Origin of the sequence: Sphingomonas yunnanensis, assembly GCF_019898765.1 — a bacterium.
Taxonomy (GTDB): domain Bacteria; phylum Pseudomonadota; class Alphaproteobacteria; order Sphingomonadales; family Sphingomonadaceae; genus Sphingomonas; species Sphingomonas yunnanensis.
On the sequence record NZ_JAIOKB010000002.1, the window covers coordinates 152,533 to 175,644 of the forward strand.

The 23,112-nt window shown below is 72.2% G+C and carries 19 protein-coding genes; 7 read left to right on the forward strand and 12 right to left on the reverse strand.

Annotated features, from left to right (window positions below; genetic code table 11):
• Nucleotides 1-54 precede the first annotated feature (54 nt).
• On the forward strand, nt 55-1,098 hold the full coding sequence (locus K7957_RS06905; RefSeq protein WP_223011260.1) for a DNA topoisomerase IB: 1,044 nt from the start codon (nt 55-57) through the stop codon (nt 1,096-1,098).
• A 1-nt stretch (nt 1,099) separates the two neighbouring features.
• The gene (locus K7957_RS06910; RefSeq protein ID WP_223011261.1) at nt 1,100-2,260 is read left to right on the forward strand and encodes a mechanosensitive ion channel family protein; all 1,161 of its coding nucleotides are present in this window, start codon (nt 1,100-1,102) and stop codon (nt 2,258-2,260) included.
• A 49-nt stretch (nt 2,261-2,309) separates the two neighbouring features.
• Here K7957_RS06910 and K7957_RS06915 read toward each other — a convergent pair whose 3' ends face one another.
• The 4 genes from K7957_RS06915 to K7957_RS06930 form a co-directional block, all read right to left on the reverse strand.
• On the reverse strand, nt 2,310-4,262 hold the full coding sequence (locus K7957_RS06915; RefSeq protein ID WP_223011262.1) for a glycoside hydrolase family 84 protein: 1,953 nt from the start codon (nt 4,260-4,262) through the stop codon (nt 2,310-2,312).
• Between the two features lie 308 nt (nt 4,263-4,570).
• Entirely contained in the window at nt 4,571-5,272 is a 702-nt protein-coding gene (locus K7957_RS06920; protein WP_223011263.1) for a hypothetical protein, read from the reverse strand.
• Nucleotides 5,273-5,408: 136 nt separating this feature from the next.
• On the reverse strand, nt 5,409-6,950 hold the full coding sequence (locus tag K7957_RS06925; RefSeq protein ID WP_223011264.1) for a cation:proton antiporter: 1,542 nt from the start codon (nt 6,948-6,950) through the stop codon (nt 5,409-5,411).
• A 293-nt stretch (nt 6,951-7,243) separates the two neighbouring features.
• A complete protein-coding gene (locus K7957_RS06930; protein WP_223011265.1) occupies nt 7,244-8,833 on the reverse strand; it encodes a sodium/sugar symporter in 1,590 nt (529 codons plus the stop codon).
• A 262-nt stretch (nt 8,834-9,095) separates the two neighbouring features.
• Here K7957_RS06930 and K7957_RS06935 point away from each other — a divergent pair, with 262 nt between their 5' ends.
• Complete coding sequence (locus K7957_RS06935) at nt 9,096-9,482, forward strand: hypothetical protein (protein ID WP_246616828.1); 387 nt, start codon at nt 9,096-9,098, stop codon at nt 9,480-9,482.
• Between the two features lie 222 nt (nt 9,483-9,704).
• Here K7957_RS06935 and K7957_RS06940 read toward each other — a convergent pair whose 3' ends face one another.
• The 4 genes from K7957_RS06940 to K7957_RS06955 form a co-directional block, all read right to left on the reverse strand.
• Entirely contained in the window at nt 9,705-11,144 is a 1,440-nt protein-coding gene (locus K7957_RS06940) for an MATE family efflux transporter (protein WP_223011267.1), read from the reverse strand.
• Nucleotides 11,145-11,210: 66 nt separating this feature from the next.
• Entirely contained in the window at nt 11,211-12,104 is an 894-nt protein-coding gene (locus K7957_RS06945) for a LysR family transcriptional regulator (RefSeq protein ID WP_223011268.1), read from the reverse strand.
• 225 nt (nt 12,105-12,329) lie between these two features.
• Complete coding sequence (locus K7957_RS06950) at nt 12,330-13,073, reverse strand: TorF family putative porin (protein ID WP_343228333.1); 744 nt, start codon at nt 13,071-13,073, stop codon at nt 12,330-12,332.
• Nucleotides 13,074-13,529, reverse strand: a complete 456-nt coding sequence (locus tag K7957_RS06955) for a hypothetical protein (RefSeq protein WP_223011269.1) — start codon at nt 13,527-13,529, stop codon at nt 13,074-13,076.
• A gap of 210 nt (nt 13,530-13,739) precedes the next feature.
• Here K7957_RS06955 and K7957_RS06960 point away from each other — a divergent pair, with 210 nt between their 5' ends.
• Nucleotides 13,740-14,189, forward strand: coding sequence for a DUF2721 domain-containing protein (locus K7957_RS06960; protein WP_183921774.1), 450 nt, complete (start codon nt 13,740-13,742; stop codon nt 14,187-14,189).
• A 315-nt stretch (nt 14,190-14,504) separates the two neighbouring features.
• Here the strand turns inward: K7957_RS06960 and K7957_RS06965 are convergent, their stop codons facing one another.
• On the reverse strand, nt 14,505-15,632 hold the full coding sequence (locus tag K7957_RS06965) for a zinc-binding dehydrogenase (protein ID WP_223011270.1): 1,128 nt from the start codon (nt 15,630-15,632) through the stop codon (nt 14,505-14,507).
• Nucleotides 15,633-15,729: 97 nt separating this feature from the next.
• Here K7957_RS06965 and K7957_RS06970 point away from each other — a divergent pair, with 97 nt between their 5' ends.
• Nucleotides 15,730-16,560 (forward strand): arylamine N-acetyltransferase family protein, encoded by an 831-nt coding sequence (locus K7957_RS06970; RefSeq protein ID WP_223011271.1) that lies wholly within the window; start codon nt 15,730-15,732, stop codon nt 16,558-16,560.
• 187 nt (nt 16,561-16,747) lie between these two features.
• Here the strand turns inward: K7957_RS06970 and K7957_RS06975 are convergent, their stop codons facing one another.
• Nucleotides 16,748-17,743, reverse strand: a complete 996-nt coding sequence (locus K7957_RS06975) for a TauD/TfdA family dioxygenase (protein WP_223011272.1) — start codon at nt 17,741-17,743, stop codon at nt 16,748-16,750.
• A gap of 46 nt (nt 17,744-17,789) precedes the next feature.
• Here K7957_RS06975 and K7957_RS06980 point away from each other — a divergent pair, with 46 nt between their 5' ends.
• The gene (locus tag K7957_RS06980; protein ID WP_223011273.1) at nt 17,790-18,740 is read left to right on the forward strand and encodes a hypothetical protein; all 951 of its coding nucleotides are present in this window, start codon (nt 17,790-17,792) and stop codon (nt 18,738-18,740) included.
• 140 nt (nt 18,741-18,880) lie between these two features.
• Here the strand turns inward: K7957_RS06980 and K7957_RS06985 are convergent, their stop codons facing one another.
• Nucleotides 18,881-20,299, reverse strand: a complete 1,419-nt coding sequence (locus K7957_RS06985; protein WP_223011274.1) for a glutamate ligase domain-containing protein — start codon at nt 20,297-20,299, stop codon at nt 18,881-18,883.
• Nucleotides 20,300-20,351: 52 nt separating this feature from the next.
• Between K7957_RS06985 and K7957_RS06990 the strand changes: the two genes are divergently transcribed.
• Nucleotides 20,352-21,167: an LD-carboxypeptidase gene (locus tag K7957_RS06990; RefSeq protein ID WP_223011275.1), complete on the forward strand. Its 816-nt coding sequence runs from the start codon at nt 20,352-20,354 to the stop codon at nt 21,165-21,167.
• Between the two features lie 288 nt (nt 21,168-21,455).
• Here K7957_RS06990 and groL read toward each other — a convergent pair whose 3' ends face one another.
• Nucleotides 21,456-23,099, reverse strand: a complete 1,644-nt coding sequence (gene groL / locus K7957_RS06995; protein WP_223011276.1) for a chaperonin GroEL — start codon at nt 23,097-23,099, stop codon at nt 21,456-21,458.
• Nucleotides 23,100-23,112 lie beyond the last annotated feature (13 nt).

Below are 23,112 nucleotides of genomic sequence, written 5' to 3' on the forward strand. Positions count from 1 at the left end.
CGTCCCCGCGCCGCCGTTCCGGAACGATGCGGCAGCCCGCGCATTTCCCGCGACATGAGCGTAGAAGCGGAGCGCACGACCGAGAACGGCTGCCATATCGTCTATTTCGACGACGGTGAGCCCGGCATCACGCGCAAGAAGACGCGGCACGGCGCCTGGGCCTATTATGATTCCGACGGCGCGCGCATCAGCGACCGCGACGAGATCGACCGGCTCAACGCGATCGGCCTGCCCCCCGCTTATACCGACGCCTGGTTCTGCCCCGACCAGACCGGCCATATCCAGGCGGTCGGCTGGGACGAGAAGGGCCGCAAGCAGTACCGCTATCACCTCGATTACCGCGCGCAGCAGGAGGCGGCGAAATACGACCTGTGCGCGCCGTTCGGCCGCGCGCTGACCAAGCTGCGCGCGCGCGTCGAGGCCGATCTCGACAAGCGCAGCCACAGCAAGGAGCGCACCGTCGCCGCGATCGTCAAGCTGCTCGACATGGCGGCGCTGCGCATCGGCAACGAGACCTATGCCAAGACCAACAAGAGCTACGGCCTGACCACGCTGCGCGACCGTCACGCGCAGATCAAGGGCAGCACGCTCGCGCTCCAGTACAAGGCCAAGTCGGGCAAGATCCGCAAGCTGCGCATCACCGACGGCAGCCTCGCGCGCTTCGTCAAGAAATGCCAGGACCTGCCCGGGCAGAAGCTGTTTCAATATGTCGGCGACGACGGCGCGCCGCACGCGGTGACCTCGTCCGACGTCAACGCCTATCTCCGCGCTGCCATGGGCGACGGCTTCACCGCCAAGCATTTCCGCACCTGGGGTGCGAGCGTCGTCGCGTTCGAGGCATTGGTCGAGGCGCCGGCGCCGATCGGGCTCAAGACGATGCTCGAGCCGGTGGTCGAGCGGCTCGGCAACACCCCCGCGATCGCGCGCAAATCCTATGTCCATCCCGCGCTGATCGAACTCGGCAAGGACAAGGCGCTCCAGGCGACGTTCCGCCAGACGCTGCGACTGCCGCGCGCCAGCCACTATCTCAGTCGCACCGAGCGCGGGCTGATCGCCTTCCTCGAGCAGAGCGGCGCGTGCGAGTTGAAAGCGGCCTGAGATGAGTGACAGCAAGGCGGGGTCGGCCGGGCCGGCCGTGGCGATCGACGCCGGCCGCGTCGGCGATCAGGCGCAGGCGCTGGTCGCGGCGAGCGTGACCTGGCTCCAAGAGCATTGGCTCCAGATCCTGATCGCGCTGGGCATCGGCGTGGCGATCGCGCTGCTGCTGTTCTGGCTGCGCGCCCTCGGCCCCCGGCTGGCGCGGCGCAGCGCCTCGGGCAAGGGCTGGTCGGCGGTGCTGGGGCGCGCGGTGGAGCGCACCAACGCCTTCTTCATCATCATGCTCTCGGCGCGGCTGGTGAGCGGCTATGCCGCCACCCCGCCCGAGCTGGACGCGACGATCGCCTTCCTGTTCAAGGTGGCGGTCACCTTCCAGGGCGCGATCTGGGCGCGCGAGCTGATCCTCGGCGCGATCGAGCATCGCACCCGCGGCGAACATTACAGCGGCGAGGCGCTGATGAGCGCGATGGGGCTGATCCGCCTCCTCGTCAGTGTCGCGGTGTTCGCAATCGCGCTCGTGGTGGTGCTCGACAATCTCGGGGTCAACGTTACCGGCCTGGTGGCGGGGCTGGGCGTCGGCGGCATCGCCATCGGCCTCGCCGCGCAGGGCATCTTCGCCGACCTGTTCGCCGCGCTGGCGATCATCTTCGACCGCCCGTTCCGCCGCGGGGACAAGATCAGCTACGGCACCACCAGCGGCGTGATCGAGTCGATCGGGCTGAAGTCGACGCGCATCCGCGCCTTCACCGGCGAGCTGCGCATCATCTCTAACCGCAACCTGCTCGACAAGGAGATCCAGAACACCTCGCTGCGCGACCACATCCGCGTGTCCTACACGATCGGAGTCACCTACGAGACGCCGCCCGACACGCTCGCGCGCGTGCCCGCGATCCTGACCGAGCTGGTCGGGGCGGAGGGCGCCAAGGTGGCGCGCGCCGGGTTCGAGTCGTTCGGCGCGTCGAGCCTCGACTATGCGCTCCAGGTCGACACGCCCGGCGACGACTGGGCGACCGCGCATGCCACGCGCGACCGGCTGATGGTGGCGATCATCCGCCGCTTCGCGGACGAGAAGATCGGCATCGCCTACCCCACGCAGACCACCTTCACCGCCGCACCCGACGGGACGCTGGTGATGCCCTATGCCGAGGCGGCGCGGGGCTGAGGGGAAGCTTATCCTCCCCTGCAAGAGGAGGATCAATCCGCCGCCATCCTCACTCCCCCGCCGGGGCCACCCCCACCAGCCCGGGCGCGTCCGCGACGAAGCGGTCGAGCACGCCGTCTGCGACCTTCACCGGGCCGTCGAACCGCGTCGCGCCGGGGATCGTCTTCACCGCCGCCGCCTGCGCCGCGAGCTGCCCCGCCGCGGCGAAGTCGCGCGCCGCCGCCGCGCTGCCGTCCAGCGCTGCGCCCAGTCCGGCCGCGGTGAGTTGGAGCGCGCGGCCCCACAAAGCGGTCGCCTCGAGCCACGGCGCCGCCTGCGCCGCGAAGCCGGGGTCGGTCACGCCCGCGCGGACCATGTCGGGCGCCGCCGCGAGCGCGTCGGCGCGCGCCGCCAGCGCCGCGACCGCCGCGCGCCGCGCCGTGTCGTCGCCGTCCGCCAGCGCGAAGCGGACCCCGTCGAGCAGCGCCCTGAGCCGCGGCGCCTGCTCCTGCCACGGCTGGCTCCCGAAGGTGGGGGCGAGATGCTGCGTGTCGAAGAGGTCGAGCAGCGCCGCCGCGGTGCGCGGGTCGCCGCCCGACAGCGCGTCGGCGGCGAAGCGCCAGCTTTGCGCCGGGTCATAGCCGCGGTCGTTCCACGCGAACGCGGCGACCCCCGCCACCGCGACGCGGCTCGGCGCCTCCTGGTTCATCGGATTGGAGAGGATGCCGCTGAGCTCGCCCGCCAGCCCGGCCTCGCGCCGCGCATAGGGGGCGAGCAGCAGCCGTCCCGTGGTCTGGGCATAATCGTTGACCGGGTAATTGTCCCACAGCAGCGTCTTGCGCCCGAACGCCGCGGTCGCGGTCTTGGCGTCGCCGATCGAGATCGCGGGCGGCACCACGTCGGTGCCGGTCCACTGCACCACCACGCGCGGGTCGAGCTCCCGCCGCAGCGCGGTCTTGTAGGGCGTCTCCTTGGCGTCGTAATATTCGGTCGGCACCATGATCAGCGGCGGCGCGGCGCGGTCCTTGGCGAGGAGGTCGCGCTGCACCGCGTTGAGCAGCCGCGCCTGCGCCGTGCCCGCCGCGGCCGCGCCCGACGGGCCGAACGCCGCCTCGTCCCTGGCGCAGTTCCACTTCTTATACTCGATGTCGTCGAGCGCGACGTAGAAGCTGCGCACGCCGATACCGCGCAGTGCGTCGAACTTGCGCTCCAGCGCGGCCGCGTCGGCGGGGTCGGAGAAGCACACCGTCGGCCCCGGCGAGATGGCGTAGACGAAATTGACGTGGTCGCGCCTCGCCGCCGCCGCCAACGTACCCAGCTCGGCCAGCGTGGCCGCCGGATAGGGCTCGCGCCAGCGGTCGCGCGCGTACGGATCGTCCTTCGGGCTGTAGACGTAGGTGTTGGCCTTGACGCTGGCGAGGAAGTCGAGTTGGCGGATCCGATCCTCCTGCGTCCAGGGCTTGCCGTAGAAGCCCTCGATCGTGCCGCGGATCGGCATCGCGGGATGATCCTGGATCATCAGCCCCGGCACCTCGCCGCGACGCGCGAGCTGGCGCAAGGTCTGCGCGGCGTGGAACAGTCCGTCGGCATCGTGTCCGGCGAGCGCGATCAGCCCGCCGCCCGCGGCGTCGGGGCGCGTCGCGAGCGTATAGCCCTCGGGTCGGTCGTCGCCGGTGGCACCGGCGCGCGCGAGCGAGGCGCGCACCGCCGCGGCGTCGCTCGTCCCGACGACGACGTGGAGCGACGTGAGCGCGGCGGGCAGCCGGCTCGCGGTGGTGACCTGGGTGACGCCGGCGGCGGCGAGCGCCGCGCGCACCAGCGCCACCGTCTCGGGTGCGGTGCCGGGTGCGATGATCAGCACCGCCCTGCGGCCGAGCGCGACGCGGCCGCCGGTCAGCGCCATCTTCGTCGGCGCGGGGAAGATAGCCGGGAGCGTCGGCACCTGTGCCGCGGCGGGCGTGACCGCGGCAGCGGCGAGCGCGGCGGCGAGCCACGGGGATCGAGGGGTCCGCGTGCGGGTCATGTCGCGCTCCGGTATCAGGTTGGTACTATAGTTGTCTGGGTAGAAGGCGTGGCGTAGCTCTGCAAGCGCCGGCACGGCATAGGTAGGGCGCCGTTTTTCCACCCTCTGCCGTCATCCTGAGCTTGTCTCAGGATCCACTGGTCCGCGCCCCCCCGGCGTGATCTTGCGCGGCACGGTGGATCCTGAAACGAGTTCAGGATGACGCCGGTGAGAAGGTGCGCTTCCCCGGCCAGTGCTGCCGGTGCGACGCCGGCGCGTCGCCCCACTCTCGGCGACGAGCGAAGAGCACTCCGGAGTCAGACCCGCCCCTACCCCACCGTCCCGGCGACCGGCCGCGGCGGCGGCGGCGGAACGCCGGCGGCCACCACCGCGGCGGGGACGAGCTGGCCCGCGCGCCAGCGATCATAAGCGGCGAAGAAGTCGGTGAACGGCCGCTCCAGCGCCGCCAGCCGCTCCGCCGCGAAGCCCGGCAGCGTCGCCGCCGGCACCGCCGCCATCGCGCCCAACGTGTCGGCCGCGCCGGCGCAGAAGGCCTCGCGCGCGAGATCCTGCGCGAAGAAATTGTAGAGCCGCGTCATGTGGTCGTCGAACCGGTCCTGCCAGTCGCCGCCGCCGGCGCGATACTCGGCCTGGAGCGTCGCCTGCGCGCTGGCGAACTCAATCTTCCGCGCGGCGAGCATCGCATTGTACTGCGCGATGATCGTCGCCTCCTGCGCGCCGCGGCAGGCGAGCGCGGCGACGTTGAGCGCGCTGCGCAGGTGCCACACCGCGCCCGCACCGCTGAGCGCGCGGTTGGGCGTGGGATAGCTGCCGTCGGGCAGGCGCGCGGGGACGCTCATCCCCGGCCGCGCGCCCGCGGGCAGCGGTGCGGGCACCATCGCGACCACGGGCGGTGGTGCAACCGAGGCAGTCGGCGGCGGCGCGGCGTGGCGCGCGCAGCCCGCGAGCAGCGCGGCAGTGAACAGCGCCCCGGTGATCGACGCGACGGGCGCGCTCTGCTGGAAACGCACGGTCCGGCCCCTTTTTCTGTGTCCCCGCGGCGGGTGTACGCCCGCCCGGTGCGCGCGCCCACGGCAGCATGACCCATGCGCCCGCGGTACGCGCCCAGCCGAGTCGCTTTCGCGCCAGAGCGAGTCGGGGCGCCGCTCAGGCCTCCTCGATGCGGCGCTCCTCCTCGGTGCGCAGGCTCATCTCGGTGAAGTCGAGCTCCTCCTGCAGCACCAGGAAGGAGTCGGCGCCCACCTGCTGCGCCTCACGCAGTTCCTCCAGCCGCTCGCGCTGCCACGCCACCGCGGCGAGGCCGAGCTGGCGCTTCTCCTCGCCCGCGCGCGCGTCCCCGCCGGTGCGCATCGCATCGCGCTTGGTCGTCAGGCCGTAGCGCCAATGGTCCGCCGCGGCGCCGGGCGTGTCGCCGATCCGCGCCAGCGCCGCCTCGGCCAGCGCGACGCGCGCGCGTGCCAGCTCCTCGCCCAGCCCGTCGTCGCCGTCGAGCCCGAGCCAACGCACCAGCGGCGCCAGCGTCATGCCCTGCGCCACCAAGGTCGCGAGCACGACCGCGAAGGCGGTGAGCACGATCAGGTCGCGCTGCGGGAAGTGGCCCGGCAGCGCGAAGGCGGTGGCGAGCGTGACGATGCCGCGCATCCCGCACCAGCCCACCACCACGCTCTGCGCCAGCCCGGTGGCGGGATAGTCGCCGCGCAGCTTGGGGAAATGGTAGGTGAGCCGGTTGTAGATCAGCACCCAGGCCATCCGCACGACGATCAGGCAGGCCACCACCGCGGCGGCGAACACCGCCGCCTCGCGCAGCCGCTCGGGCGCCATGCCGCCCACGATCGTGCGCGCCTGGAAGCCCATCAGCAGGAAAGCGAGCACGTTGAGCAGGAACACCGCGGTCTCCCACACCGCGAAATCGTGCAGCCGCGCGCGCGGCGGCGTCACCAGCCCGGCCGAGCGCGCGATCGTCATCGCGAAGGTGACGAGGCACAGCACCGCCGACAGGCCCAGCCGCTCGGCCACCAGCCAGGCGGCGAAGCCCGAGACGAACTGGAAGATGTTGCCGCTCAGCGTGCCCCAGACCAGCGGCTGGATCCGCTTCATCGCCAGCGCGAGCAGATAGCCGAGCAGCATTCCGCCGGGCACCGCGACGCCGACGCGCAGCGCCAGCCCGCCGTCGACCCCGCCGTGGCTCTCCACCAGGATCGCGGCGGTGTAGAGCAGCAGCGCCGAGGCGTCGTTGAGCAGGCTCTCGCCCTTGAGCACCGCGACGGTGCGGCGCGGCATGCGCACGCTGCCCGAGATCGCGGTGGCCGCGGCGGCGTCGGGCGGGGCGACGATCGCGCCGAGCGCCAGCGCGGCATAGATCGGCAGCCCGGCGAGCGCGACGCCGAGCCAGGTCACCGCGCCCGCGCTCAGCAGCACCGCGACCAGCGCGAGCGCGGTCAGCGGCCGCCACAGCCGCACCACCGTGTGGACGGGGAAGTCGAACGCGGCGTCGATCAGGATCGGCGCGATGAACAAAGCGAGCGCGGTGTGCGGGTCGAGCGCGATCGTCGGCGCGCCGGGCAGCCAGGCGAGCGCCACCCCCGCGGCGGCGAGCAGCGCGGGATAGGGGATGCTGGTACGGCGCGCGAACTGGAGCAGCAGCACCGCGACGCCGAGCAGCGCGAGCAGGCTCTCGAAGAAGGTCACGGCGCGCTCCCCTGCCGCGCCGTTCCCGCGCGGCGCGCGGGAGCAGCATGACGGATCGCGCGCGGCGGCGCCAGCGGGGCGGTCGAGGTGCGACCTTCGCCGCAGCCTCTTGCAACGCGTCATCGGATGGGGACGCGCCCTCCGCCCCAACCGGCGTCATCCTGGGCTTGTCTCAGGATCCACCGTGCCGCGGACACCGCCCGCAGTCGAGCATGCGGCGGGGTGGATCCTGAAACGAGTTCAGGATGACGCTATCGAGCGGACGGCACCCCCAGGCTCGCCCCGCGAGCCCCTCACCAGAAGCTCACGTACAGCGCCACCAGGATCAGCACGAGCGCCAGCGCGCCGACGTTGAACGCCGCGCTGGTGGCGTAGCCGACGTCGCCGGTGACGATCGTGTCGCGATCGTCGCGCCGCGGCGTCGCCAGCGAGGCGCCCACCGCCAGCGCCAGCGCGATCAGGAAGACCAGTCCCATGCGATCCATGAACGGCAGCCCGGGCAGCAGCAGCTTGAACCCCCAGGACAGCAGCACCGAGCCGACCGCGGCGCTGATCGCGCCCGCCTCGTTGGCGCGCTTCCAGAACAGCCCGAGCAGGAAGATCACGGTGATGCCCGGCGTGAAGAAGCCGGTGAACTCCTGGATGAACTGGAACGCCTGCTCGGACGATCCCACCAGAGGCCGCGCGGTGAGGATCGCGATGACGGTCGCCACCATCGCGGCGACCCGGCCGACCAGCACCAGCCGCGAGTCGTCCACCGCGCCGTCCTCGGCCGCGGACGGCCGGCGCTTGAACTTGGCCCAGACGTCGAGCGTGAAGATGGTGGCGATCGAGTTGATCTTGGAGGCGGTGGAGGCGACGATCGCCGCCACCAGCGCGGCGAAGACGAGGCCGAGCAGCCCGGTCGGCAGCAGCCGCATCATCGTCGGGTAGGCCTCGTCGGGCTTGGCGAGGCCGGGCGCCAATATCACCGCGGCGATCCCCGGTAGCACGATGATGATCGGCATCAGCAGCTTGAGGAAGGACGCGAACAGCACGCCCTTCTGCGCCTCGGCCAGCGACTTGGCCGCGAGCGCGCGCTGGATGATATACTGGTTGAAGCCCCAGTAGCTGAGGTTGGCGATCCACATGCCGCCGATCAGCACCGAAAGACCGGGCAGATCCATGTAATGCGGGTTGTCGCGCGACAGGATCATCTCGAAATGGTCGGGCAGCTCGCGCGTCAGCCGCGCGAAGCCCGCGGCGAGGCCGGCGCCCTGCCCCAGCTCCCCGAGCGTGAGATAGGCGATGATCAGGCCGCCGAGCACCAGCAACGTCACCTGGACGATGTCGGTCAGCGCCACCGCCTTCAGCCCGCCCTTGAGCTGGTACAGCAGCGCGAAGGCGCCGAGCACCACCAGCGCGATATTCTGGTCGACGCCCGCCACCTTGGTCACCGCGATCGAGCCCAGCCAGATGATGCTGGTGAGGTTCACGAAGACGTAGAGCGCCAGCCAGAACAGCGCCATCAGCGTCCGGATCGAGGGGCCGTAGCGCCGCTCGAGGAACTGCGGCATCGTGTAGATCTCGTTGCGCAGGAAGATCGGCAGGAAGAACTTGCCGACGATCAGCAGCGTCAGCGCCGCCATCCACTCGTAGGACGCGATCGCGAGCCCGATGGCATAGCCCGAGCCCGACATGCCGACGATCTGCTCGGCCGAGATATTGGCCGCGATCAGGCTCGCGCCGATCGCCCACCACGGCAGGTTCTTGGAGGCGAGGAAATAGTCGGTGGTGTTCTTCGGCCCGGCGCCCGCCTTGTCGCGGCTGACCCATTGCGCCAGCGCGAAGATGAAGATGGCATAGGCGACGACCACCAGCACGTCGATCGTGGCAAGCTGCACCCGTGTCTCTCCCATCCGCCGCGCGTCGCGTGTCGCGCGCCGTTGTAGGTCGCGGCTGGTGGCTGTCCAGCCGTGTCGTGGCGCGAGGCGGTGCGACAAAGGTTGCGGCGCCGACACATGTCGCAATCGTGCGATGCGGCGCGGCCGCCACCAGGGCAACGAGGTCGCGGCGTTCCCGTGCTGTCCGTTGCCTCGCGTCGCCCGCTTCTCCTCCCGGTGGGCGGGCGGCGCCTTACTCGACCGCGGCGGGGAGGAGACGATGATGACCCTTCTGCTCGCCGCGGTCCTCTTGGCCGGGACCGTGCCAGACGCCGCCGTGCCGGCACCGCCGCAGCGTGTCCGCAGCGTCGCGCTCGCGCCGGGCGAGGCCTGCCCCAAGCCCGCCGGCGACGAGGTCGTGGTGTGCGCCCCGCTCGACGAGCCCTATCGCATCCCCAAGCCGCTGCGCCGTGCCGAGATCGCGGCGAAGAACCAGAGCTGGGTCAACCGCGTCGCCACGATGGACGAGGTCGGCCGCGTCGCCGGCGGGCTGCCGAACACCTGCTCGGCGGTCGGCACCGGCGGCCAGACCGGTTGCACCCAGTCGATGATGCGCGCCTGGGCCGCGGACCGCCGCCAGCTCGCACGCGAGAGCGCGACGGTGCCGTAAGGGCATAGAAGCGCGGCAGGCTCGGCGGGGCGATCCGAGCGCGACGCCCCCTCCTTCTCGGCGTCATCCTGAGCTTGTCTCAGGATCCACCCATCGGCCCCCAGGAGGGCCGAGGCGCTCGCGGGACGGTGGATCCTGAAACGAGTCCAGGATGACGCCGGTGGGTGGGGCGACCGCAGCCATGGACACGCCGGTTTGCGGCACGCCGCGGCTCTCGTCCCCTCACCCCACCGGCATCGACTTGGCGGTCGGCTCGGCGTGGGCCAGCGCCTTCTCCTCGGCCTCGCGCGCGGTCGCGGGCAGCCGGCCGCGTCGCCACCCGCCGTGGAGGTAGAAACCGATCATCAGCAGCATCGAGCCGATCGAGCCGGCCGGGAAGCTCCACCAGATCGCGTCCGCGCCCCAGCGCGGCGACAGCCCCGCCGCCATGCCCAGCCGCAGCGGGAACATCGCCACCACCAGGATCACCAGCGGCCCGATCACCGCGCCGTTGGCACGCACCGTCGCGGACAGCACCATCGACACGCCGAACAGCACGAAGCTCCACCCGGCGATCAGATTGATCCGCGCCGCGATGTCCACCGCGCCGCCGTCCTGTCCGAGGAACAGCCACAGCAGGTGGCGATCGAGCAGCGTCAGCAGCGCCACCAGCCCGCCGGTCAGCGCCAGATTGGTGAGGATGCCGGTGCGCGTGATCCGGCCGACGCGATCCCACCGCCCCGCGCCGATGTTCTGCGCCGCCATCGCGCTCACCGCCGCGCCCACCGCCATCGCGGGCATCTGGACGTAGGTCCACAATTGGTTGGCCGCGCCATAGGCGGCGGTGGTGGCGGTGCCGTGGCGGTTGACCAGCCCGATCATCGCCAGCGCCGAGGTGGAGACCACCAGCATCTGCAGCCCCATCGGCACGCCCTTGGCGACGATCGTGCGCAGCAGCGCGCGCTCGGGCAGGACGTAGCGCCATTCCGCCCCGCGCAGCCGCACCGGCAGGTCGCGCCGGTAGATATAGCCGAGCAGCGCGAGCAGCGAGACGGTGTTGGCGAGCAGGGTCGCCAGCGCCGAGCCCTCGATGCCCAGCGCGGGCAGCGGCCCCAGCCCACGGATCAGCAGCGGGTTGAGCGCGACGTCGATCGCCGAGCCCAGCGCCATGAACTTGAGCGGCGTGATCGAGTCGCCGGTGCCGCGCAGCGCCATGGTCAGCAGCACCGAGAGGAAGCCGGGCGGCATCGCCACGAAGATCACCCGCAGATAGGCGAGCGCCAGCGGGTAGACCTCCGCCGGCGTGGCGAGCGCGCGCAGGATAACGGGCGCGGCGAACCAGCCGACCAGCAACGTCACCACCGACACGCCCGCGAACAGCCCGAGCGAGGTGCCGAGCACGCGCCGCACCGCGTCGAGATCGCGCCGCCCCATGTTCTGGCCGATCAGGATCGTCGCCGCCATGCCGAAGCCGAACACCGCCGCGATCAACAGGAACATGATGATGTTGGCGTTGGTGGTCGCGGCCAGCGCGCGCTCGCCGAGGAATTGCCCGATCCAGATCGCGTTGATCGAGCCGTTGAGCGACTGGAGCACGCTCGAGCCGAGCGTCGGCAGCGCGAACAGCAGGAGCGTGCGCCCGATCGGCCCGGCGGTGAGGTCGCGCTGCGGCGGTCGCGCCATCGGTCCTGCTCCTCCCCTGCCCCCGCGCCGGCTGTAGAGGCTTATTCTGCCGCGCGATAGCGGGCTTCAGTCGGCGAGAAAGGCGGCGAGCTCCTCCGCGCTGCCGGTCGGGAAGGCGGCGCGGAGATGGTCGAGGAAGGCGGCGACGCGCGCGCTCAGCAGCCGCCGCGTCGGGTACAGCGCCCAGAGCTGGATCGGCGCGGCGTCGATCTCGCCCCACAGCGCCAGCCGCCCCGCGGCGAGGTCGTGCGCGACCAGCGAGACCGGCAGTCGCGCCGCGCCGACGCCGGCCAGCGCGGCGTCCCGCACCATCACCAGCGAGGACAGACCGAGCACCGGCGTCACCGCGACGCTCTCCCCCACGCCGCCGGGGCGCAGCCGCCACTCGGCCCCCTCGCCCACGCCGCCGCGCGCCACCGCGGGCACGCGCTCGCCCGGCGCGGGCGGCGCGAGGCCGGGCGCGGCGACCGCGACGAGCCGGTCGCGCAGGAAGGGGCGGCCGACCAGAGCGGCCTCGGGCGCCGGGTCGACGCGGATGACGAGGTCATAGCCCTCCTCGACCAGGTCGACCGCCCGATCCTCGCTGCTCACCTCGAGCCGCACCTCGGGGTGCGCCAGCGCGAACCCGGCCGCCAGCCGCCCCATCGCGGTCTGCGAGAAGAGCAAGGGCGCGCTCACCTTGAGCCGCCCGCGCGGCGAGCGCCCGCCCGCCGCCACCGCCGCGGCGGTCTCGTCCAGCTCGGTGAGGAGCGCTGCGGTGCGCTCGTACAGCGCGCGCCCTTCCTCGGTCAGCCTCAGCACGCGCGCGCCGCGCTCGAACAAGCGCAGGCCGAGCGCCGCCTCCAGCTCGGCGACACGGCGCGACAAGGTCGCCTTCGGCCGCCCCGCGGCGCGCGCGGCGCGGCCGATCCCGCCGTGGCGGGCGACCAACGTGAAGTCGGCGAGGGCGAGCAGGTCCATCACGTCTCCCGGCGCGGAACGATCGGTCCTCCCCCGGAGGGCAGGTGGCAGCGCGAAGCGCTGACGGAGGGGTGACCCGTCCGGCGAGGTTCGCCGACACTCACCGAGGGCGACACCCCTCCGTCGCGCTGCGCGCGCCACCACCCCTTGCAGGGGAGGATTGATCCGATGTTCGTTGCTCAGAAATCTAACGCCGAAAAGCCCAAGGGCTATATTCCACGGCGCTCAGAAGCCGATCGACGCCCGCGCCGCGATGCGGTCGCCGGCGTGGTCGAGCGCCGCGTAGGGCGAGACCACCAAGGCGTCGTCGCTGATGTCGGTGCCGGTGTAGACCAGCGCGAGCGTCAACGGGCCGGTGATATGCTCGAGCCCGACCGACCAGTCGCGATAGCGGCCGGTCGGTCGCAGCCGCGCCGCGCGGATCGGGTCGTCGACGCTGCCCGAGGAGCGGCCGAGGCTGGCGGTGAGCGACCAGGGCGTCACCGGGATGCCGACCCGCCCGCGCACCCCGAGGTAGAGATTGTCGCCGCCGATCGCGCCCTGCGACGGCGCGTAGCGCGCCTCCGCGCCCGCCTCGACCGGGCCGAGCGTGTAGCTGGCCCCGGCGCCGAGCTCGCCATAGTCGAGCGCACCGCGCGCGCCGGTGAAGAGATGCCCGGTGACGAAGCCGTCGAGCCGGAACCCGCCCGCCGCTTTGCTATAGCCGAGCGTCGGCTCGATCACCGCGTCAGCACCGCCGTGGCGCGGGTCGCCGCGCGTGCCGGTGACGCGCGCGCCCAGGTCGATCCCCGCGGGCAGGTCGATCCGCGCCCAGGCGACGGGGGCGAGCTGCGAGTCGCTCCAGCTCAGCCCGCGGCGACGCTCGTCGGTGGTGACCTCGACGCCGGCGTGCGGCGCCAGCTGCGCCGCCGCCGGGGAGACGAGGGCGGCGCCGGTCAGCGCCGCCAGCAGGAAGGGAGAGCGCCGCACTCAGCCGCGTACCCGGTCATGCGCCGCGTCGAGCTCGGCGACCAGCGAGTCCTGGTCGCGCGCGGCGACCGCGAGCAGATGCGCGCGCATCGCGCCGCTGCGCGCCGCGACGTCCCGCGCGATCGCGTCCTTCTGCGTCGCGCACCAGCCCGGGCGCGAGCCGGTGAGCGGCTTCTCGGCGTCGACGGTGCGCGCCAGCACGTGGCCGGCGGGATGGCGCGCCTCGCGCCGCACCGCGACCGACGCCTGCCAGGCGCAGCGCAGCGCACTGGGGCGGCCTGGCGCGCCGGCCGCGCCGAGCTGGCGGTGAGTCACGCGGACGTCGCTACGATAGGTCACGTCGACGCGCTGCCCGCGATGGTCGAGCTGGACCCGGTGCGCGGTGTCGGCGGCGGCGGGCGCCGGCTCGGTCGCGGTGAGCGCCAGGGCGAGCCCGGCGACGAGGGGAACGTACATGGTCTTCTCCTTGCGCTGCCCCGGGCCATGCTGCCCGGTGGCACCGCCGAGATGAGGGCGGGTGGGCCCGCTTCAACGAAGCCGGCCGCGGGCGCAATCATTTCTCACAGGCGATACGGCCAATGTTGCCAGCGGCGGGCCAGGGCGACGGGAGCGCGACGCCGGCGCGACAGTTGTGCGCGTCGCGGCGGCGCGGCACAGTCGCGCGCCATGCCCTATGCTCCCGCTCTTCCCACCATCGCCGAGGCGATCCAGGCCTCGCTCAGCCCGGTGTTCATGCTCACCGGCATCGGCGCGCTGCTCAACGTGCTCACCGGGCGGCTGGCGCGCGTGATCGATCGCGCGCGCGTGCTGGAGGAACGCCACCCCGCGCTCCAGCGTGACGACCGCACCCGCGCCGCCGCCGAGCTGCGCCGGCTGGCGCGGCGGATGAAGGTGATCAACGCCTCGCTGTTCCTCGCGGTGGCGAGCGCGGTGGCGACCTGCACCGTGGTGGCGATGCTCTTCGTCGGCGCGCTGACTCGCTATCACATCGGCCAGTGGGTGGCGTTCAGCTTCATCCTGGCGATGTCATTGCTGATCGCGGCGTTCGTGGCGTTCATGGTGGAGGTGCGGCTGTCGATCCACGCGATCCGGGTGCGCGACGAATTGCTGCGGTAGCGGCGTGGCAAGGTCATCCGTTCGGTAAGAGCAAGCGTCCTCTCCCCTCCCCCTCAGGGAGAGGCCGGGGGTGGGGCGCCTCCGCATAGGCCGCGCCCGCGGGCAGGCCCCACCCCAACCCCTCCCCTAACAGGGAGAGGCGATTATCAACCGACGTGAGGTCGCGCTCCACCCCATCCACCGGCGTCATCCTGAGCTCGTCTCAGGATCCACTGGTCCGCATACGCCGCGGCACTTGGGTGTGCGGCCCGGTGGATCCCGAAACAAGTTCGGGATGACGCCTGGGTCGGGGGGAGAGCAGTGATGCCCCCCGCCCTACCGCGTGGGGTCGATCAGATACTTCTCCCCCGTCGCCTTGCGCTCGTATGCGCGGAGCACGTCGGGATCGAGCGCCTCGGCGAGGCCGATCGTGCGGGTGTAGCGGCTGGCGAAGGTGGTCGTCAGCTCGTCGACCACGCGCTGGCGCATCCGCGCCACCGTCTCGCGCCCCGCCTTCTGCAGCCACGGCGTCAGCAGGAAGCCCGCGACGCTCCACTGGAAGCCGAACGCCAGCCGGTTGAGCGTGGTCGGCGCCGTGTCGAGCGCGCCGTAGATGTACAGCTGCTTGAACACGGTCGAGCCGTAGCGGCTGTACTCGGTGGCGCGGCGGTTGGCGGCCTGCTCCATCGCCTGGACGATGTCGCTGCCGAGCGTGCCGCCGCCGATCGCGTCGAAGGCGATCGTCGCGCCGGTCTCCGCGATCGCGTCGGCGAGCTGGCGGCGGAAGTCCTCGGCGCGGCTGTCGACCACGTGCGTGGCACCGATGTCGCGCAGCAGCGCCGCCTGCGCCTCGCTCCGCACGATATTGACCACCGGCACGCCGTCGGCGAGGCAGATCTTCTGGAGCATCTGCCCGAGGTTCGACGCCGCCGCGGTGTGGACGATCGCGTGATGCCCCTCCTCCCGCGCCGTCTCGACGAAGCTGAGCGCGGTCAGCGGGTTGACGAACATGGCCGCGCCGTCCGCCGCTTCCGCGCCGTCGGGCAGCGGCACCACGTCGCGCGCGCGCAGCTTGCGATACTGCGCGTACATGGCGCCGCCCATCATCCCCACCGTGCGCCCGAGCAGCGCCTGCGCGTCCGGCCCCGCGGCGATCACCGTGCCCGCGCCCTCGTTGCCGACCGGCAGCGACTGGCCGAGCCGCGCGCGCACCCCGCCGATCCGCTCGCGCGGTACCTGGAAGCGAAGCTCGGGCCGCTCCGCGCTGCCGCCGTGGGCCAGCGTGGCGACGTCCGCGGGGCCGAGCAGCAGCCCGAGATCGGAGGGGTTGATCGGCGCCGCCTCGACGCGGACGATCAGCTCGTCGCCCTGCGGCGGCGACAGTGTCACCGGCTCGAGCGACAGGGTCAACGTGCCGCCCTCGTCCACGGTCGAGCGCAGCTCCAGCCCGGTCACCTCTTCCATCCTCGCCTCCTATCCTGTGCCTGCCTCGGGGATGCCGGTGCAAAGGTTTGCGGTCAAATCCGTTCTCATCCGCGCGCGGCTGGGGTAGCGCGGCGGCATGTTCGACCTCGACGCCTATCTCGCCCGCATCGAGCTGCCCGCACGCCCCACCCGCGACGCCGCCGGGCTGGCGCGGCTCCAGCTCGCGCACCGGCTCACCATCCCGTTCGAGAACCTCGATGTTCGGCTCGGCCGCGGGATCGCGATCGACGGCGACTCCGTCGCGGCCAAGCTCGTCGCCTCGCGCCGCGGGGGCTATTGTTTCGAGCACAACCGGCTGCTGCTCGACGCGCTCGCCGCGCTGGAGATGGAAGCGCGCCCGCTGCTCGCGCGAGTCTGGCTCGGCGCCGAGGCGACCCCGCCGCGCAACCACGCGCTGTCGCTGGTGACGATCGACGGCGCCGAGTGGATCGCCGACACCGGCTTCGGCGCGAGCTACGCCCCGGTGATGCCGCTGGTCGCCGACGAGGAGGTTACCGCGCCCGACGGCGCGCGCTTCCGGCTCGCGCGCGAGGAGGACGGCGGCTGGCTGCTGCTGCGCGACGGCGATCCGGTCAGCACCGACGGGCGCACCGCGCCGGGGTGGGAGGGCACGAGCTGGCAGCCGCAGTACAGCTTCACCACCGAGTCGGTGCACGACAGCGACCTGGCGATGAGCAACCACTGGGCGATGAGCGCGCCGGCGAGCCGCTTCACCCAGCGCGCGGTGGTGAGCATCGTGCTGCCGCACGGCTTCGCCGCGCTGACCGATCGTGCCTATCGCCGCCGCGCCGCGGGCAACACCGCCGCGGGCGAGATCACCGACCCGCGCGTGTATCGCATGCGGCTCAGCCTGATGTTCGGGATCGAGCTGGCGAAGGAAGAGGTGGCGGCCCTGGGGCTGTTCTGAGGCGCACTTACAGCAATCCTCCCCTGCAAGGGGAGGTGGCCCTCGAAGCGCGACGGATGGGTGTCGCGGGTCTTGAGTCCACCGACCCTCGCCGGGCGGGTCACCCCTCCGTCAGGCCTGCGGCCTGCCACCTCCCCTTGCAGGGGAGAATCTACAGCGCCCTTGCTCGCCGCCCCTCAGCGCTCCCCTAGCGCATCCCCTGCTCGCGCAGCCGCGGGTGGTCGGGCGGCAGCGGCGGGGCGAAGTCCTCGCGGCGCCAGATCGCGTCCGCCGGTTCCTCCGGGTCCGGCACCGCGAAGTCGACATAGCCGAAATAGGTCGCGATCAGCCGCTCGCCGGGATCGGTGATCGCGGTGCGGCCGTGCAGGAAGCGCGTGTTGTCGAGCATCAGCACGTCGCCGTTCCGCCACTCCACCGGCACCATCAGCCGGTCGCCGGCCGCCTTGATCGCCTGCAGCCACGCCTCGGGCACCGGGCGCCCATCGTCGAGCACGGGATGGTCGGGCCGGTTGTTGTTGAAGCGCGCGAACAGCAGGAAATTGCCGAAGGCGGGCGCGTCGGCGAACATCGGTCGGTGCAGCGCCGGGCGCGAGAAGAAACGCACGATCGTGCCGTCGGGGAAGCGCCGGAACTGATAGGGACAGGCGGGCGGCGGCGCGGCGAGCTGCGCGTCGCTCGGCGCCTCGGTGCCGAGCCAGTAACGGAGCAGCGAGGGCCAGACCGGCTTGATGTACAGCAGCCGGCGATGCAGGAGCCCGGCGCGCACCGGCTCGGGGAGCTCGCGCGCCAGCGCGACGCCGTCGCAGATCGTCGTCTGCCCGCCGCGGGTCGGCGCCGAGAGGCAGGCGAAGAAGGCGGCGTCGGGCTTCCACGGCTCGCGCGAGAGTTCGGGGTGGAGCGCGAAGGCGCCGGTGCCGCCGTCGACGGTGTGGATGTTGGCGGCAGGATCGATCGGCCGCCGCCCCGGGCTCTCGTTGACCACGGCGGTGCGACAGAAGCGTTTGGCGAAGCTGCGGAACGAGTCGACGTCGGCGCCGAAGCCGCGGAACAGCAGCGCGCCGTGCGTGCGATACAGGTCGATCACCTGGGCGCGATCGAGCGCGGCGAGCCGCTCGGCGCCCTCGGCCTCGGCCTCGATCAGGACATGGGGGCGGCCCGGCCCCGGCAGCGTGACATGCGGCATGGCTCCGTGGATTAGCGGGGAGAGCCTGCCCGCGCTATAGCGCGCCATGGCCCTGACGCTCGCCGACCTCTACGCCTCCCCCGACCATTACCTCCAGCGCTTCGAGCGCGACGCGGCGGTGTTCGTGCCGATGGACCGCGCCGCCTATCACCGCTCGATCTTCCTCGACGCGCGGATCGCACCCGCGGCGCCGCAGGAGATGCGGCTGCCGGTGGCGATGCTGCGCGATCCCCCGGCGCCGCGCGGGACCGCCTGGATCTTCCACGTCGCGCATTGCGGCTCGACGCTGCTGGCGCGCGCGCTCGACTCGCTCGAGGGTTCGCTGGTGCTGCGCGAGCCGCAGGCGCTGCGCCAGACCGCGCTCGCGCCCGATGCGGCGCGGCTGGCGCTGGTCGGCGCGATGCTGGGACGGCGCTACCGCGACGACGCGCCGACGCTGGTGAAGGCCAACGTGCCGGTCAATTTCCTGCTGCCCGCGCTGGCGGCGGCGCAGCCCGAGGCGCGCGCCATCCTTCTGTATCTGCCGCTGCGCGACTATGCGCTCGCGATCCTGCGCAGCGAGTCGCACCGCGCCTGGCTGCGTCGCGTGACGACCGATTTGGCGCCGCACCTCGGCGACCTGGCGGGCGCGCCCGACGCGGTCCGCGCGGCGCGGCTGTGGTCGGCGCAGATGACGCGCTTCGCCGCCGCGCTGGTGGCGTGGCCGACCGCGCGCTCGCTCGACGCCGAGCGCTTCTTCGCCGCGCCGACGGCGGTGCTGAGGGCGGCGGCGCGACAGCTGGCGCTGCCGCTGACGGAGGCGTGGCTGGAGGAGGTGGCGGCGGGCGAGCTGTTCGCGACCTATTCGAAGAACCCGGCGCAGGCGTTCGACAATGCGGCGCGGGTGGCGCGTCGGGCGGCGCTGGAGCGCGAGCTGGCGGAGGAGCTGGCGCTGGCGGAGGCGAGCGCGGGCGCCCTGGCGGACGCGCGTGCGGTGGAGGCGGCGGCGCTGGGGTGAGGGTAGATCCTCCCCGGCACGGGGAGGTGGACCAGCCGAAGGCTGGTGGAGGGGGGCTTCCACAGGCGCTGCGCTACGTGGAGAGCCCCCTCCACCACCGTCTTCGCCGGCAGTCCCCCTCCCCGCCATGCGGGGAGGATCTAGGCCTCGCCCCCGCCCAGCATCGCCACCATCTCCGCCGCGAGCAGCGACAGCGTGTCGTCGCGCGCGCCCATGACCACGATCCGGTCATCCGGCCGCGCCACCGCGACGCAGTGCGCCGCCGCGCTCGCGCGATCGGGGATATGGATCGCCTGCCGCCCCGCGACGCCCACGTCGCGCACCACGTCGGCGCTGGTCACCTCGCGCGTCACCGTCCCGCCCTGGTAGACGGGATCGGCCAGCACCAGCAGGTCGTCCGCCGCCAGCCGCCCGGCGAACATCGCCGCCAGCTCGGCACGCATCACCTTGAGCGGGCCGTAGCCGTGCGGCTGGAACAGCACGATCAGCCGGCCGGGGAAGGCGTGGAGCGTGTCGAGCGTCGCGGCGATCTTGTCGGGATTGTGCCCGAAGTCGTCGATCACCGTCACGCCCGCGGCGCTGCCGACGAGGTCGAAGCGGCGGCGCAGGCCCTCGAAGCGCTCGACCCCCGCGACCGCGGCATCGAGCGACACGCCCGCCGCCAGCGCCGCACCGACCGCCGCCAGCGCGTTGGCGACGTTGTGCCGCCCCGGCACCTGAAGCGCCACCGCGCGGCGCTCGCCGCGTTGGTGGAGCGTGAAGCGCGCGGCGAACGGCGCCTCCTCGACCTCGTCGGCGTACAGGTCGGCGCCCGCGTCGTGCAGCGAGAAGCGAGTCACCCGCGCGGGCGGCAGGCGCAGCGCCAGCGTGGCGGCGTCGGCATTGTCGGCGTTGACCACCGCGTGATGCGCCTTGGCGAGGAAGTCGCCGAAGAGCAGGTTGAGCTCGTCGAGCGACTTGTGGTCGAGGCTGACGTTGTTGAGCACCGCCACGCGCGGCGCGTAGAGCGCGATCGAGCCGTCGCTCTCGTCGACCTCGCTGACATAGGCGTCGCCCTGCCCCACCAGCGCGCTGGCGAAGGGCCGATCGGCGCGCGCGACATGCTTCATCACCGCGCCGTTCATCACTGTCGGGTCGCGCCCGGCCGCGCCGAGGATCGCGGCGATCATGCCGGTCACGGTCGACTTGCCGCTCGTCCCCGCCACGCCGATCGGCAGCGCGCTGGCGTTGAACAGCCGCGCGTTGAGCTCGGCGCGCGACAGCCGCTGGCAGCCGAGCCGCGCCGCCGCGACCATGTCCGCCACCGTCTCCTCCACCGCCGCCGAGGCGACCACGATCTGCTCGCGCGCGGTGACCCCGCTGCCGTCCTGCGCGAAGAGGTCGATGCCGAGCGCGCGCAGCGAGTCGAACTTGGCGGGCACGCGGCCCTGGTCGAGCCCGCGGTCGCTGCCGGCGACGGTCGCGCCGCGCCCGCGCAGGATCATCGCGAGCGGCATCATCCCCGATCCGCCGATACCCACCAGGAAGAAACGCTGGTCCGCCACGTTGCCGTCATGCATGGCGCCGGGCTATCCGCCTTCACCGGGCGGGTGGCAAGCGGGAGTGTGCGCGATGCGGATCGGAGTGCTGGCGGCGAGCAGCGTCGCCAACCCGGACGTGATCGCGCCCGTCTCGGCCTTCGCCGCGCTCGCCTTCCCCGAGATCGACCTCGTCTTCCACCCGCAATGCTACGCGCACGAGGGGCATTTCGCGGGATCGGACGCGGTGCGCGCCGCCGCCTTCCTCGAATATGCCAACGATCCCGCCTTCGACGGCATCTGGTTCCTGCGCGGCGGCTATGGCTCGAACCGGCTGCTCGCCACGATCATGCCGCGGCTGGGCGAGGCGGCGCGACGCAAGACCTATCTCGGCTATTCCGACGTCGGCTTCCTGCTCGGCGCGCTCTACGCGCGGCGGATCGGCCACCCGGTGCACGGGCCGATGGCGAGCGACATCCGGCGGACGAACGGCGACGCGACCGTGGCGCGCGCGCTCGGCTGGTTCGCGCGGCGCGACCGCGCCGGGCTCGAGCCGGGGCTCGACGGCCGCCCCGCGGCGGCGTTCAACCTCTCGATCCTCGCCGCGCTGGTGGGCACGCCCTATCTCCCCGACCTCGCCGACCACGTGCTGATCGTCGAGGAGGTGTCCGAGGCGCTGTACGCGATCGACCGGATGCTGTTCACGCTCGGCAACGCCACCCAGCTGCGCAGCCTGGCGGGCGTGCGGCTCGGCGCGGTGACCGCGGTGAAGGAGAACGACCCCGCATGGGGCGAGCCGCTCGACGCGATGATGACGCGCTGGTGCGGCGAGCTGGGGGTGCCGTATCTCGGCCGCGCCGAGGTGGGGCACACGCAGGCGAACCGGGTGGTGCCGTTCGGGGTGGCGTGAGGGGCGGTCATCGTTGATGCACCGCCTTTCCTCTTCCTGTTCCCCGGCGAAGGCCGGGGCCCAGGTGGGGGACGCGAGTGAGTCCCACCACCGCCTTCCCACCTGGACCCCGGCCTTCGCCGGGGAACACGTGATGCGGTGAAGCGCGGCGCCCTCATCCCCCCCGCCATACGACAACACCCGGACAGCGCGTGCTGCCCGGGTGTCGCTCGTCTCGTGCGAGACGGATCGGCGGACCGACCGTGACCGCCCCGCACCGGCCTGCGCCGGCGCGGGACCGTCAGCGGCTTAGAAGTCCATGCCGCCCATACCGCCCATGCCACCGCCGGCGGGCATGGCCGGGGCCTTGTCCTCGGGCAGCTCAGAGACGGTCGCCTCGGTGGTGATCAGCAGGCCCGCCACCGACGCGGCGTTCTGCAGCGCGGTGCGCACCACCTTGGTCGGGTCGATCACGCCGGCCGCCACAAGATTCTCGTAGGTGTCGGTCGCGGCGTTGAAGCCCATCGTGGTGTCGTTGCCGTCGAGCAGCTTGCCCGAGACGACCGCGCCATCATGGCCGGCGTTGCTGGCGATCTGGCGAACCAGCGCAGTCAGCGACTTGCGGACGATGTCCACGCCGCGGGTCTGGTCCTCATTGGCGCCCGTGAGCCCCTCGATCGCCTTGGTCGCGTACAGCAGCGCGGTGCCGCCGCCCGGGACGATGCCCTCTTCCACCGCGGCGCGGGTCGCGTGCAGCGCGTCGTCGACGCGATCCTTGCGCTCCTTCACCTCGACCTCGGTCGAACCGCCGACCTTGATCACCGCGACGCCGCCGGCCAGCTTGGCGAGGCGCTCCTGGAGCTTCTCGCGGTCGTAGTCCGAGGTGGTCACCTCGATCTGCTGGCGGATCGCCTCGGTGCGGCCCTTGATCGAGTCGGCATCACCCGCACCGTCGACGATGGTGGTGTTGTCCTTGTCGATCGACACGCGCTTGGCGGTGCCGAGCATGCCGAGCGTGACGGTCTCGAGCTTGATGCCGAGATCCTCGGAGATCACCTCGCCCTTGGTCAGGACCGCGATGTCCTCGAGCATCGCCTTGCGGCGGTCGCCGAAGCCCGGCGCCTTGACGGCCGCGACCTTCAGGCCGCCGCGCAGCTTGTTCACCACCAGCGTCGCGAGCGCCTCGCCCTCGATGTCCTCGGCGATGATCAGCAGCGGGCGACCCGACTGGACGACCGCTTCCAGGATCGGGAGCATCGCCTGCAGGTTCGACAGCTTCTTCTCGTGGATCAGGATGTACGGATCGGTGAGCTCGACCGACATCTTCTCCGGGTTGGTGATGAAGTAGGGCGACAGATAGCCGCGGTCGAACTGCATGCCCTCGACGACGTCCAGCTCGAACTCGAGGCCCTTGGCCTCCTCGACGGTGATGACGCCTTCCTTGCCGACCTTCTCCATCGCCTCGGCGATCTTCTCGCCGACCTCGCGGTCGCCGTTGGCGGAGATGATGCCGACCTGGGCGACTTCCTGCGAGCCCGAGACGGGCTTGGAGCGCGCCTTGATGTCCTCGACGACCTTGGCGACCGCGAGGTCGATGCCGCGCTTCAGGTCCATCGGGTTCATGCCGGCCGCGACCGACTTCATGCCCTCGCGCACGATCGCCTGGGCGAGCACGGTCGCAGTGGTCGTGCCGTCACCGGCGATGTCGTTGGTCTTCGAGGCCACTTCGCGCACCATCTGCGCGCCCATGTTCTCGAACTTGTCCTTGAGCTCGATCTCCTTGGCGACGGTGACGCCGTCCTTGGTGATGCGCGGTGCGCCGAAGCTCTTGTCGATCACGACGTTGCGGCCCTTCGGCCCCAGCGTGACCTTCACCGCGTCGGCGAGGATGTCGACGCCGCGCAGGATGCGCTCGCGCGCGTCGCGGCCGAATTTCACGTCCTTGGCTGCCATGTGGCTACCCTTT